This is a genomic window from Streptomyces daghestanicus (assembly GCF_020521275.1).
Lineage (GTDB): Bacteria > Actinomycetota > Actinomycetes > Streptomycetales > Streptomycetaceae > Streptomyces > Streptomyces griseoviridis.
Genome location: NZ_BNDX01000009.1, coordinates 17,879 through 32,793 on the forward strand (window position 1 = coordinate 17,879; position 14,915 = coordinate 32,793).

Sequence of the window (14,915 nt, forward strand, 5' to 3'; positions counted from 1 at the left end):
ATGCCGGAGCCCCTGCGCGTCGACACCGAAGGCATCGAGCGGGCCGCCGCCGTGCTGCTGCCCGTCGCCGAGAAGCTCAGGCTGCTCGCGGAGAACACGGGCCGCCGGATCGAGGCGCTCGGCGACCCCGCGGGCAACGACAGCTTCGGCCGCCAGTTCAAGGGCAAGCACGACCCCTCGGCCCTGCTGGTCAGGGAAGGGGTCACGGGAGTCGGCAAGGCGGTGGCCCAGGCCCAGGAGGGGCTGGAGAAGATGGCCGCCCTCTTCGAGGCCGCTGAGCAGGGTGCCAAGCAGACCACCACCCGCCTCAACACGCACATCGGTGAGGGCGGCGGCACGGGCGGCGGAGGGCGCCGGTAGTGGCGCACGTCCCCGAGCCGCTGCGGTACGCGGCTTACCTGACCGGTACGGAACTGCCGGAGGCGGACCCCGAGGGGCTGCGGCGCCAGGGGCAGATCTGGGCTGAGCTGGGCCGTCAGGTGCAGGCCATGGTCGGCGAGGTCAACGCCGCCAACGCCGTGGTGCAGGGGCATGTCACCGGTGAGCCGGCGGAGGCGTTCACCGACTACATGCGGCAGTTGAACAGCACGCTGCCGGCGCTGGCGCAGGCCGCGGACAACCTGCAGGTGATGAGCGACGACTTCGCTCTGCAGGTCGAGCACGCCACCAACCTCGTCATCGCAATGCTGTCGTGGATGCTGGTCGAGCTGGCCTTCCTGATGAACACGCTGTTCGGGATGGCCGCGGTGCCCGCGCTGATCACGGGCGTACGCCAGGTCATCATGGCGATCCTGCGGCGCCTGCTGACCTCGGCGGCCGTCGGCGCGGGGGTGATGACCGGTCTGGAGACGCTGCTCCAGGCGATCGAGATCCTCCAGGGTCACCGCAAGAACATCGACCCCAAGGCCATCCGGGACATGGCGGTCGGCGGTGCCATCGGCGGCGCGGCCTTCGGCGGGCTCTCCGGGATAGGCAGGGTGGTCGCCCCCAAGTACTCGAAGTCGTTGATCGGCCGGGGGCTGATCGGTGGTACGGCGGGTGTCGTCGGCGGCGCGGCGGCCAACGCGGCGCTCGGCGGTTCGATGGATCTCGGTCTCGCCTTCCTGGGCGGCGCCGCGGGCACGGCGCTGGGCCGGCCGGACACGGGCGGCGGGCGACTTCCCGACACCGCGGCCGGGTCCGCCGCCGACGCGGTCAAGTCCCTGCCCCGGAAACCGGACTTCACGGGGACCGCCGGACCGACGCCGCCGGCGTCGGCCGGCCCCGTCGTCCCCACGCCGCCCCGGGGAGCGGCCGGACCAGGGCCGGCGTCCGGAGCGCCGGGAAGGGGTTCGGCGGCAGCAGCCGGCGAACCCCTTCCCGGCACTCCGGACGGGGCCACGGCCCCGGTCCCCACGGCCACCGTCGCCACGGCCCCGGGTTCCACGGTCGCGGGCGGTGGTACGGGGGGTCCCCGGCCCGCGTCCACCGGGACGGGCGCTCCTTCGGGCTCGACCGGTGCCACGGGGACACCGGCGGCCGACACGGTGACCCCCGGCCCAACGGCTCCGGTGGGGGCGTCCGCCGATGGCACGGGCACCCCGCGGCCGACGGCGGGCGGCCTGCCCGGCTTCGAGGGAACCGCGCCCACGCGGGCGGGGGCGAGTGAGCCGGCCGGCACACCCGTCCGGGAGCCGGGGGCGGCGACCGGTTCGGACGAGCCGGCGGTGTTGCCGTCTGTGCCGGTGCGGGACCCGGCGGTGGCTTCCGGCGCCGATGCGTTGGCCGTGTTGCCGTCTGTGCCGGTGCGTGATCCGGCGGTGGGTGCGGGGATGCGGGAGCCGGCGGTGGCTTCCGGCGCCGATGCGTTGACCGCCTTGCCGTCTGTGCCGGTGCATGATCCGGCGGCGGGTGTGCCGGTGCGGGAGCCGGCGGCGGCTTCCGGTGCCGATGCGCTGACCGCCTTGCCGTCTGTGCCGGTGCATGATCCGGCGGCGGGTGTGCCGGTGCGGGAGCCGGCGGTGGCTTCCGGCGCCGATGCGTTGACCGCCTTGCCGTCCGTGCCGACGCACGATCCCGCCGGTGTGCCCGCGCGGACGGAGACGGGGCCGGACGCGGACCGGGGGACGGCCACGGCCGGAGGGACGCACACGGCACCGCCCGGGACGGCTCCCGGCCCCACGCCGCACACGGGCACTCCCTCGACGGCCGATTCCGCCGCCCCCGGTGGCCAGGCCGGGCCCGGAGCGACGCAGGTGCGGGCGGCCGACGGCCCGAACGCCACCACGACGCGCGGCAGCGAGCCGGCGGCGACTCCCGCCGCGGCGCCGGGCGCCTCCACCGGAACCGCCGCGCGCCCCGACACACCCGGTGCCCAGACCCGCCAGGACGGAACGGCGACTGCCGCCCCGGCACCGGCGCGTCCCGCCCCGGCCGGCCCCGCGTCCCCGGCGCCGGCCGGGGCCGGCCCCGTACGCACCCTCTCCCCGGGGCCCGAGACCGCCGGAGCGGCCACCCCGGCACGCCCCGGCGAGGGCCCCGCCTCGGTCCGTACCGAAAGCACGGCGGCCGGCCCGGCGGGCCGCGGGCCGGCACCGGCGAACGCGCCCGCGGGCCCGCCCGTCCGCACCGAGAGCGCCGCCGGTGCTCCCGGCCAGGGAGAGCGCACGACGGGCTCGTCGTCCGGCCCCATCACGCGCGCCGAGGGCACGTCGGGACTCCCGGCCGGTACCGGCGCCCGTACGGAGAACGCACCCGGCACGGGCCGCGCCGACACCGGCACCGGCGCCCCCCGGGTCCGTACCGAGACCGCCGCGACCGCTCCCGCCCCGCCCGCTGACGGACGTACCGGTGAGCCCACGACACCCGCGCGCGCCACCGCGTCCGCACGCGCGGAGGCCACCCCGCGCCCCGCCACCGCGGAGACCACCGGTCGTCCGCCCGGCCCCGCGAGCACCCGCACCGAGACCGACGGCGGCGCCGACGGCCCCGCCGGCCGCGACGCCGCCCGGAGCACGGACGCCCGTGCCACCGACCCCTTGTCGAGGCTGGCCGCGCTGTCGGCCCCCTCGGACACTCCGGGCGCCGTCACCCCGGCGGGGGGCGACACGCGGACGGCGGCCCTCCCGCAGCCGGACGCCCGCGAGGGGGGCGCCGCCGGGGGCGCGGACGAGACCGCCCCGGACCCGTTCGCACGGCTCGCCGGCACCCGCGTACCGACGGACCCGCCGGGGCCCGCCCTGCCCGACCTCCCCACCGCGCCCACCCAGGCACCCGTGTCCTACGCCGCCTACGTCCGGGGCGCCGCCACGCGCCTGGACGAGGTCGCGCGGGACGTGGGGCTGCCCGGCGACACCAGGACGGCGCATGTCCGCGACATCCGGCGGGCCGCCGACGCAGACGACTGGCCGGGCGCGGCCGACGCGATCGCCCGCTTCCGGGACGCCGTGGAGGCCCAGGACCTGGGCGGCCGGTACAGGTCCTTCGAGTCGCACCTGGCCGGCGGTTTCGACCGGCTCGCCGAGCTGGGCGTGCCGCGGGCCGAGTGGCAGCGTGCCGGCACCGCGGTGCGCGAGGCGTGGGCGCGGCGCGACGGCCACGCCGTGGACGAGGCGCTGCGCGACTACACCGCCTTGGTCGAACGGCACGTGCCGGCCGAGGTGCTGACCGGCCGGGACGTGCCGGTGCACCACGACCCGGAGCCGGCGCGGCTGCGGCGGGACATGGAGCGTGCGCGAGGTGCCGAAGCGGACCGGCTGTACCGGGACTTCCTGCGCGCCGAGGCCCTCTCGCAGCAGATGCGTACGCGCCTGGACCAGGCCGTGGCGGACGGGGAAGGGGTGCGCGAGGCCGTTCTCCGGCAGCGGCTGCGCACGTCGAGCACCCCGGAGGAGGCCACGGCCGCCGCGCGGGAGCTGGACGACCTGCTGCGCACCCAGAGTCTGGAGGAGCGTCTGCGCCGACTGTCGTCGGACGACGAAGACGCCACCACCGAGGAGGACGCGGCGCTGCGGCGCCGCCTGGACGCTCTTGGGGACGGCAGCGCGGCGGACCGGCAGGAGCGCGAACTGCGCCGGCGGCTGGACCGCGCGGAGACGGATGAGGAACGGCTGGGCGTCCTGCGGGAGCTGGAGGAACACCGCGACCTCCAGAGCCTGCGGCAGCGCGTCGAGGACCTGGGGCGGGAGGACCGGCCCGTCTCGGACGAGGAACTGCGTGAGCGCTTCCGCGCGCTGACGGCCGACGACACCGGGGCGGTGGCCGAACTCCGCCGCGAGATCCTGGACATGCCGGACGACACCCCCGAGGACATCGCGTCCCGGCGCGCCGACCGGCTCGACGCGTTGCTGCGCGAGGAGGAGGAAACACGGCTGCGGCGGGTGCGCGAGCTGGAGCGCGAACTGCAACGGCTCCTGGACGAGCGGCAGGCCGAGCGGTACGACCAGCTGGCGGCCCTGCGTCCACCGAGCGCCATCCCCGCAGGGGAGCCGTCGCGGCCCGGCGCGGACGCCACCTCCTCCGCCCCCGCGGCCCCCTCCGCTCTCGCGGACCGGATCACCGAGGCGCGCTCGCGTCTCGACGAGGCCAGGAGCGAGGCGGAACGGCTCCAGCAGTTGCGCGGCGAGCTGCTCACCGAACTGCCCCGCCTGGAGAACGCGGGCCACCTGGAGAGGATCACCGACCGCGGACTGTCCGAGCGGCGGGAGCGGTCCGCCGCCGCCGACCGGACGGACGAGGTGAGCGGTCTGCTGCCGTCACCTCCGGACGCCGTGCGCACCGGGGCGGACGAGCCCTCCACCACCTCCGAGCCGGGCACCGGCCCCGACGCACCGGACAGCTCCGGCACTCCTGACGTTCCCCTGACCCCCGACGAGCCGGGCAGCCCCGGCACCCCCGACGCCCTGATCCCCGACGCGCCGGTCACCGGACGGGACGCGTCGGACACTCCCGGCGCTCCCGAGGACCTCCGCGCCTCCGGCACTTCCGACACCCCGGGCGTCATCTCCGAAACCGCCGCCGGCCCCTCTCGCTCCGACACCACCGCCGGCCCCTCTCGCTCTGATGTCACCGCCGATCCCTCTCGCTCCGACACCGCCGCCGACCCTCCTCGCTCCGACGTCCCTGCGGAGCCCCCTCGCCCCGACAGACGGGACGAGCCGGCGGTGCCGGCGGCCGGCGCCGCCGTCGAGGAGGGCACCGCGACCCTCCAGCGTCCTTCCGCGACCGATCCGGAGCCCGGTCAGCCGCCCGTCAGCACCGGGGTTCCGCCGCGTGCCGCACCCTCGACGGTCCATACTGTGCCCCCGCCCGCGCACATGCCGGCCAGTGACTGGCGGGCATCGGCCTGGCGGACGGCCCAGGAGGAACTGCACCAGCGCTACACCGAGGAGTTCGCCGCCGTTCCCCGTACCGGGGAGACCACACCCGACGCCGATACGGCCGCGGCCGTCACCGAGGGTTCCGAGGCGTGGGACCGCCGGGTCGACGAGACCTTCCGGCAATGGCAGCGGGAGGCGGCGCCACGGCTGAGCCCGGAGCAGTTCCAGCGCGTACGGCAGCGGGCCGAGACGGACCTGGGCCACCTCATGGCCACGAGGCCGCGCGACCCGGAACCGGAGGAGAGCGGGTCCGTCCCCGCTCGGGAACCGGAGGAGAGCGGGTCCGTCCCCGCTCGGGAACCGGAGGAGAGCGGACCCGTCCTCGCCCGGGAACCGGACGAGAACCGGCTCAGGCTCGCCTTCGCCACGGCCGCGGCCTGGGAGCTGGGCCTGGCCCGGGGCGAGACCGCCTTCGACCGCGTCTACCGCGAGGATTGGGGCAGCCGGGTCACGGAGACCTGGCGCCACCGCATCGGTGATGCGGCGGAGCCGTTCGCGCTGACCGGTGAGGCGATCACGGCGGCGCGCGACGACGCCCACAGCGCCTTCCGAGCGGAGTGGAACCAGACTCTCCGCTCCTCGCTCACCACGGTCCGCTCCGAGGAGGAACTGCGGTCAGCGGTGCGGGACGCGGCGCGCGAACTGCGGCGGCTGACCGCCTCCCTGCCCGGCCGGCTCGACCACCGGGTCCTGCTGCACGGCTTCCTCGACCGCCTCCAGGAGACGGCGGACGGCATGGCCGCGGCCCCCTCCGCGCACCTCGACGACCGCGGCCGGGAATTGCTCGCCGCCTTCGAGGCCGAGGACGTGCCGGTCTCCGGACCCGGGCTGGCCCGCGTCCTGGACGAGGCCGCCCGGACCCTGGCCGACGACTTCGAGCGGGTCTTCCCCACCTGGGACCGCGCGGCGGGCGTCTTCTCCCAGGGCCGCGAGCTGCCCGCACGGTGGGTGGAGGACTTCCGCGCGCTGCTGAGCGAACTGCCCGTGCGCCATGCGCGGCAGGCCGTCCAGGAAGCGGAGATCCTGCGCTCGCAGGAGGCGGTCGAGCGGGCGGCCACGTCCTGGGCGGGAACGGACTCGACCGTGCGACGGTCCGTCGCGGAGCGCTTCCCGGTGGACCTCGCACCGCCGCGCCCCGCCGTGCTCCAAGCCCTGCGCACGTCCGTGGCCTCGGCGGTCAGCCGGCGGTTCGACGAGATCGTCGGCGCCCCCGGGGACGCCCCCCTGGCCGACCGCGTGCGGCAGTTCCGGTCCGCCTACGAGGACCTCACCGACCCGGAGCGACTGCACACCTGGCTGACCTTGCACCAGGCCCGCGAGCGCGTCACCACTCTCGCCGGCCAGGTCTTCGACGACAGTCTGCGACAGTGGCGTGCGGAGCACGCCGGAGCCGACCTGGCCGAGCCGGATCTCGCCAGGGCACGGGCCGGTCTGGACGAGCGGCTCCTGTCCGCCTTCGACGAGCTGTTCACCGCACGCCCCGTCACCGCCCGGGAAGTGCCCGGCCTGCTGCGCCGCTGGGACATTGTCCTCGCCGGCGAGGCAAGGACCCTCCCCGCCCACTTCACCTTCGAGACGGACATCGCCTCCTCGCTGACCGGCGCCGCCCGCTCCTTCGAGGATCTGCGGGCCGGCCGGGACATCCCGCCGGAGCGACTCGACCGGCTCGCCGCGGACTTCCGCGCCGACTTCCTCGCCGCCTACACGGACGTGTGGGGCCCGCGGTCGCTGTCCGCGTCCTGGGCCCAGCACGAGGCGGCCCACGCGGACTCCTTCACCAGCGGCCTGGCAGCCGCCCGCCTGCGCTCCCTCCTCGCGGAGGACGACGGCGACGACCGGGACGACCTTCCCGGGACCACGGAAGAGGCCGGGGACCGGCCGCGGCAGCAGGACGGCGAAGAGGGTTCCCGGCAGCTCCGGGACCGGACGGGCGAGCCGTCGCGGCCCGCCGTACCCACCGGACGGGAAGCCGGGACCGCTGTCGACCGGCGGGCGCGAACCGCCGCGGACAAGGCGGCCGGGGGAGCCGAGGGAGCCGAGGCGGCCCGGCGGCGGCTGGACCCCGGGGAGCGGGAACCGGCCACCCCGGACCGCCCGGAACCGGACGCCACCCGGCTCACCGTCACCGAGGTCCGGGAGCTGGCCGGCCTCCTGGAGGTCTCCACCGGCACGGCCGAGTCCCTGCTGGTCTCCGCGGGCCGTTACCTCTCCGCCCCCTTGGAGATCGGACGGGAACCCGAGGTCGAGGCGCGCCGGGAGGCGCGCCGGGACGCCCTCGTGCGGATCGCCGAGACCCTGCACACGCGCGGGGCGGAGGCCGCCGCGTCGCTCGCGGACCGGCTGGCCGCCGACCATCCTGATCTGTGGGCGGCCGGACCGGGCCTGCCGGCCGGTGCCCGACGCAAGACGGCGGCCAGGAACACCGGCACCGCGGAGCAACAGGGGGAGAGCAGCCGGACCGGTGCCGCCGCCACCGCCGTACCGGAGCCCGCGCCTCCGGCTCCGCTCACCGAGCGCGGCAGACAGCAACTGGCCGCGGCGGCCACGTCCGTCACGGCGGACACACCGGCCGTGCGCGGTGTGCTGCTCGAACGCCTCACCCGACTGGCCCGGGCCGCCGGATGGCACGAGCAGTGGCCGGTCAGGGCGCTGGCCGGACTGGCGCACACCGACCGGCGGTGGACCGCCGAGGAGAACCGTCCGGTGGTGGTCCGCCTGCTGCGACCGGACGCCGTCCACCTGATCGAGCGGGCGGCCGCCAACCCCTTCCTCTCCGTCTACCTCTTCACGACCCCGGCGCTGGCGGACGTCCTCCCGTCCGCACCCACCCTGCTGAGCAAGCTGTTCGAACTGCCGGGCCGGTACCAGCAGCAGGCCACGACCTTTCTGCACCACCCCGAGTATCTGGCCGCCCTGGTGGCCGAGTCCGCCCCCGGCCGGCGTGACCTCCTCGAAGCGATCGAGAGCGGGGCGGTCTGGACCGACCGGCTCTTCAAGACCCCCGAGCTGGCACACCGTCTGCGGAGCCAGGTCGACCTGCTGCGCGTCGTGTCCCACGCCAACGCGCTGCCGCTGGCCAACCTCGTCGCCCGCAGCGAGGAGTTCGCCGAGGCGCTGCGCAGGGCCGACCGCCCGGTGCAGCGAGCGGAACTGCTCGCGACCGAGCACACCCTGACGGCCGGGCTCACCCGGCTGACCGGCACCCCGCCCCCGGTCCCGCTCGATCACCGCAGGCTCCTCGCCCATGAGGAGCTGCGCACGGCGCTGCGGTCCCACGCGGACCAGCCGTACGCCCTGTTCGGGGTGCCCGGTCTGCTCGACCTGGCGATGGCGGACACCTCCGTGCCGGACGTACTGGCCGCCAGCCCGAAACTGATCGACGTCCTGCCGGACGTGCCCGCCTTCGGCGCGCGGATCGCCCGCTCCAGGGCACTGGTCGAGGCGGCGGCGGGCAACCCGGCCGTGGCCACCGTGCTCTCCCACGATCCCGCCGCGTTCGACGACGTGCCCGAGGACCGTCTGGCCGACGCGCTGACCGCCGCCGTACCGCCGCGGCGGCACCCCTCCGCGGCGGTACGGCCCGCGTCCACCGGCGGCGACGCGGTGGCCCGGCTGCGAGCGGCCGACCCCGTCGCCGACCTGGCCCTCAACGACCCCGGGCTGGTCGCGGAGCTGCGCGGCACACCGGGGCTCGCGGAGGTGCTCACGGACCGTCCCGGCCTGTTCCGCGAGCCCCACGAGTACCGGCGACTGCTGCGGAAGCACAGCGCGGCGGTACGCGCCATGGTGGCGAGGGCCGACATGGCGGAACTGTTCCAGCCGGGCGTGCTCAGGACCGTTCTGCGGCACCCCGCCCTGGAGAACCAGATGGTCGGCGAGTTCGCCAGGGACGTGGTCCGGCGCCTGGCGGGACTCATGTCCTCGTCACCGGGCATGCGGGAGGCCTACTACTGGAACGCGGCCCTCGTCGAGATCGTCGCCATGACACCGGGCATCGCCGTCATCTACCGGCCGTTGGCCGGCTTCGAGGAGCGGCTGCGGACCGGTGACCACCTGGTGACACTGGCGCGGGTGACGACCGGTGACTTCCTGCCCGACCCGATGCGGCCCGTCCGCGAGCGGCTCGCGGACGGGCTGACCGAGAACGGCGGAGCCCTGCTGACGCTCTTCGCGCGCAACCCGCGCGCGGCCACCGCCCTGACCCGGCCGGCCCGGCTGGCCAACGTCCGCGCCCATCCGGAGGTCGTACGCGACCTCGCGCACCGGCCCGGCCTCCCGCTGTCCGTCACCCACTGGGAGCAACTGTTCGAGGACCGGCCGCTGCTCGGCGTCCTGGAGGGCCGCAGCGACGTCCGGGAGATGCTGCTCGCGGCACCCGAGACCCTGCTGGAGGCCGTCGCCCGGCCGGGTTTCGCCGGCGCGCTGGCCGGCCACCGGCTCGACGAGGCACTCGCCCGGGTGGCCGACACCCGGGCGAACGCGAAGAACAAGAAGGGCCGAGCCTGGATCAACGACCTCCTGGACGTCATCCGGGACACCGGGGCCCCCGTGCTGTCCGTGGAGGGCATCCGGTACACCGGCCAGGACCTCTCGCTGGCCCAGGTCCTCACCCGGCCCGAACCGGAGGCCGAAGCCGAACTGCGGCGACTGATCCCGGACGACGGCCGGGGCGGGCTCGTCCGGGCACTGGAGACGAACCGGGACGTCCGGAAGGTGCCACGGCTGTTCGAACTGGCCAAGGCCCGGCCGGCGCTGGCCGCGAGTCTCTTCGGCAATCCGGAGCTGCTGGCGACCCTGCGCGACCGCAAGGCCCTCCTGGATCTCGTGGCCGATCCGCAGGAAGGCGTCCTGGCACTGCTGCACGACCACCACGACCTCACCCGGGCGCTCCGTACCAACGACTACCTCTACCGGTACATCGTCACCGACAGTTACAACCGCGCCTGGCTGATGAAGACGCCCAGCGGTGTGCGGCACCATGTCGACAACCCGGAACTCTCCCGGCTCGTCCTGTACCGCCGGGAGGTCAATCAGCGCCTGCACAGCGATGACGACAACAGGCTGGTGACGGCCAGCCAGGACGTCGCCCGGGTGCTCGCGGACGGCGGTCCCGTCATGGAGCTGCTGGTGCGGGAGCAGAGCCTGCGGCAAGGCATGCTGCGGGTCCTGCCGGCGCCGCACGGCCCGGCCGCGATCCGTGCGGCGGTGAGCAGCCTGCCCCTGCTCCAGACGCTGGTGGGCCACCCGGAGCGCCTTGCCGTGCTGGCGATGGTGCCCCGGCTGGCGGAGGCACTGGCCGCCCGGCCGGACGTCCTGACCACGCGGGCGCAGTACGAGAAGCTGCTGGACTCGGCGTCCTTGCGGAGCATGCTCACGCGCCACCCGGAGCAGACACCGCTGGTGCTCGGGGACGCGGCGCTGTTCGACACCGCGAGCGCGCAGCCGGCCCTCGTGGCGGCCCTCGCGAAGGACCCGCACGTGGGCCGTCTGCTCCAGCGCCGGCCGGTGGTCCACGAACTGCTGCGGCTCCACCCGGAGATGGCCGGCCGGCTGAGCGAGGACGGCTCCGCCCTGCGCCGGGCCCTGGAGTCGGTGCCCGGGCTGGCCGACACGCTGCGGGAGCAGCCGGGCGTCTGGCGGGACATCCAGCGGGCCCCCTGGCTCGTGGACGCGCTGCTGCGCAGTCACCGGCTGCTCGACGCGGCCCGGACCGGCGGCGCGCTGTGGCGGGCGGCACGCGCCGACCGCGTGCTGGCGCAGGTGTTCACCCCTCAGCTCGTACGACGGCTGGCGCCCCGGGAAGCCCTGCTGGCCACCCTCGCCGAACACGGCCTCGGCACCGCCGGACCGGAGGCCGAGGAGGCACGGCAGGTGCTGTCCCGGACCGATCTGGTCCGCTTCCTCGACGAGGAGACCTGGTTCGCCGTCCCCCTGCTGACCACACCCGCCTGGCGGGAGCGGGCCCTGCGGGACAGCGGCGTCACCGAGATCCTGCGGTCGCTGACGCGCGACGGGCGGCTGCGCGACCTCGCCGCGGCGCCCACGCCCGAGCCGCTGCTGCGAGCCCTCACCCGGACCGGCGGGCCGGCCAGGACCACGGCCGAGCCGGCCCCCGCCGAGCGGCAGCGGGACACGGGACGGCAGGGCCGCGGCGGCACCGCGACGAGCCGGACGGCGGACCGGCCCGCCCGCACCTCCGTCTGGGCGCAGGCCCTCGCCACCGTGCCCGAAGCCGCCGAACTGCTGCTGAGCCCCGAGGCCGCCACGCTGGCCGCGGCCACCGTGGACCATCCCGAACTGCTGCCGCTGCTGCTCGCGGTGCCCACGGTCGTCGAGGACCTGCGAACCGATCCCGGCCAGTGGCGCGACTACACGTTCGCGGCCTTCCTCGAAACGCCCGAAGCCACCCTCGTCGGCTTCGAGGACGACTACCAGAACTGGCTGGACGGCCTGAACCTGGTGCTGGAAGGCGACTATCGCGCACGTGTCGCCGAAGCCGCCCGCGCGGTGTGGTCGCGGGCCCGGGCGGAGCGCGCCGCCGAGCGGGCGCGCGAAGCCGCGGAGGTCGACCGGCGGATGACCGCCTTCGCGCCGCACGACAGCGGCACCTGGGAGTACAGCGGGCGGCTGGTCCTCGCCGCCCACGTACGGCCCGACCGGCTCACCGCGGAGCACTACCGCGTACTGCGCGAGGTGGCCTCGGGACAGCGCCGGCCCCGGGAGAACGCGGTCCACGCCAACAAGGCGCTGCACGTGCACCTGGACGGCGGCAGCGGCGGCGCCTCCCTCGCGCACGTCCTCGCCCCCGACGGCCGGGTGGACACGCTGGTCTACGCCCTCAGCACCTCCCGTCAGGGCAACCGCTACCAGTGGGAGGGCCACGGCGCCCGGTACGTGGACGGTCCGCTGGAACTCGACGCGGTGTTCAACGCGCCGCCGCTCGTGGCGTCGGCCGAACTGGTCCGCGAGGCCGCCCGGCGGGCCGGCACCCGGAGCACCGCCGCGGCGACCGGCACGGGGAAGAAGGGCAAGGGCAGGACGCAGGACACCCCGGCCGCCGCCGACGCGGTGCCGGCGGCGGTGACCGACCCCGAACTGTCCCGGCTGACCGGCGCCCTCGCCACGTACCACACGGCTCTCGAGGAACACGCCTCCGCGCGGCAGGCCCGGAACGCGGCCCGGACCATGGCCACCGCGCAGGGCCGGCTGGAAGAGGCCCGGCGCGCCCTGCGTGACCTCGGGCTGGACCCGGACCTCCGGGACACCGACGCCGGGCCCGCCCTGCTGCGGATGAGCTCGTCCGTCCGGCAGGCCGCCGGGCCCTCGACGTTCCCCCAGGACCGGCGCCGCGCGGACGGATCCTCCCGGCGGGCGGCGCCGGTGCCGGACGGCACCGTCTCGCTGCGCGACATCGACCGGCGGGAACTGATCGACGGCACCGGCCGGCGCGTCGGCTACGACCTCGTCCCGACGCGCGACGTGGCGGCCGGCCGGGTGCGGGCACTCCCCGGCGAGTCCGTCTGGCGGATCGACTACGACCCGGGCGTCGCCGGGCACTCCGCGCCCGCCGTCCGCGCCCACGGCCCCGACGGCCCGGTGAGCCTGCCGCTGCGCGCGTTCGCCGACCTCGTGGCCGCCCACCGCACCCGGCCGGGAGCCGTGCGCCTGGTCGCCCCGTACGCCGCCCGGTACGGCCTCGACCTGGCGAGGGCGGTGGCCGACCGGACCGGCACCCGTGTCTACACGCACCCGGGCCGGGTCGACCTCGTCCCCTCGGCCCTGGGCGACCTGGAGATACGACCCGTCGGCCGGACGGAGGACGGCGACGCGGCGGGCGACTGGGTCCACGTGGACCCGGGCACCGACCGGGCCACGGACGGAACCGGCCCGCGCGACGGGAGCGGCCCGGAGAGCGGAGGGGACACCGTCGTCCACTCCGTGACCGGCGAGAGCGTCCCCGTCCGCTCCCTCGCCCTGACCCCGCTCGCCGACGCCCGGGGAGAGCTGATCGGACACGCCTCGCTGCCCGAGCGGGAACTCGCGGCGTTCCGGGGGGCGCTCACCGGCCTGCCGGACACGGAGACCTACGAGGTGCCCTCCGGGAGCGGAACACGCGCGGCGGCACGCGGTCCGAACCCGTGGGCCGGCGCTTCCGGTGCCCGGTACCTCCTCGTCTCCCACGGTGTGGCCGAGGCGCCCTACACGAACCTGGTCACCCGGGACGGCCGAACCCTGGCCTTCACCGGGGACCAGGTGGCGGCGGTGCTGCGCCGCCGGGCCAGTTTCCGCGCGTTCCACGCGCGGGCGGTCCGGCCCGCGGACAGCTCCGTCACGGTGGTCACCTGCTACGCCGCGGCCACGCCCGCCGCCCGTGCGACCTCCTACGTCCAGAGCCTCGCCGACGGGCTGGGCCTGCCGGTCACCGGGCCGACCGGACCACTGGAGATCGGCGTGGGCAGGGTCGTCCTGGTGCCCTCCGGCGGGGAGGCCGGCTGGCGGACCGCGCGCCCCGGCGACGAGACCACGGTGTTCCGGGGCTTCACCGGGCTGAGCGAGGTCACCACCGGGGACGGCCCCGTCCGGCCGGCGGGCACCCTCGCCCTGTCCTCGGCCTCTTCGAGCAGCGGCGACCTCCCGGGCGCGGCGGTTCTGGAGCCCCGCCCGCCCCGCCCGGCGATGCCGAGCCTGGACGGCCTGCTCACCGGGCTCGACCTGGGCACCCCGCCCGCCGAACGAGCCGTACGCGAGCACCCGGTCACCCCGGCCGCCGAGACCGCCCGGCAGAGCCGGGACCGGCGGGATGCCGCGCTGGTGTTCGCTCCGCCGGCGTACGCCCTGTCGCAGGACGCCGGGCGGGGCGCGGGGACGGAGACCTACGCCTTCGCCGGCGACCGGCTGCCGAGGGCCCTCCGCGACGGTGTCCTGGACCTCGTCCCGAGCGCCCGGCGCGCGGAGACGGGCCGGCTGCTCGACACCTACCTGGCCGGCGCCGGCCTCGACGACGCCGTGCGCCAGGCCGTCGCCGACCGGCTGACCCTCGTACTGCGCCCCTCCGGCGGTCCGCTCACCGTCACGGTACGGCTGCGCTTCGGCGACTGGACCCAGCTCACCGATCCGCGCGGGGAACCCGTCGGGGACGCCGGCACGGCCGGCGTCCTGCGGGACGCGCCGCCACGCCCCCTCGCCGGGCAGGTCCGGGACTGGCGGGAGAGCGCCACGGCCGACCGGTCGGTCGACCACAGCCTGCGGCCGTACCTCAGCCTGCCCTTCTCGCAGGCCCTCGCCCATGTGCCCGGGCTCGGCCAGGCCGACTCCGTGGCGCAGGCGGTCCTCGGCGGTTTCTCGAAGAGGACCGCCTACAGCACCGCCACCTCGTCCGGCAGCACGCGGACCGTGCGCCCGGCCTCGGCCGGCCGCGAGGTGAGCTTCCTGCACGATGTGGAGGTCGGCCTCACGGTCCGGTTCGCCGGGCAGGACGAGCGGCGGTCACGGCAGGTCGTCGAGCGCGCCCTCATCGGGACCTACCCGCGCCGGGCCGTGACCGCGCTGCCCGCCCCC

General features: G+C 76.3%; 2 protein-coding genes (1 of these 2 cut by a window edge). Both read left to right on the forward strand.

Features of this window, described 5'->3' with window-relative positions; all coding sequences use genetic code 11:
- Positions 1 to 360, forward strand: a complete 360-nt coding sequence (locus tag Sdagh_RS18395) for a hypothetical protein (protein ID WP_189422237.1) — start codon at positions 1 to 3, stop codon at positions 358 to 360.
- Positions 360 to 14,915 carry the start of a WXG100-like domain-containing protein gene (locus Sdagh_RS18400; protein WP_190078236.1) on the forward strand. The gene runs 22,602 nt beyond the window's last position, so the window shows 14,556 of its 37,158 coding nt (coding positions 1–14,556); the start codon lies at positions 360 to 362; the stop codon falls past the right edge of the window. The genes Sdagh_RS18395 and Sdagh_RS18400 overlap by 1 nt, the downstream gene beginning before the upstream one ends.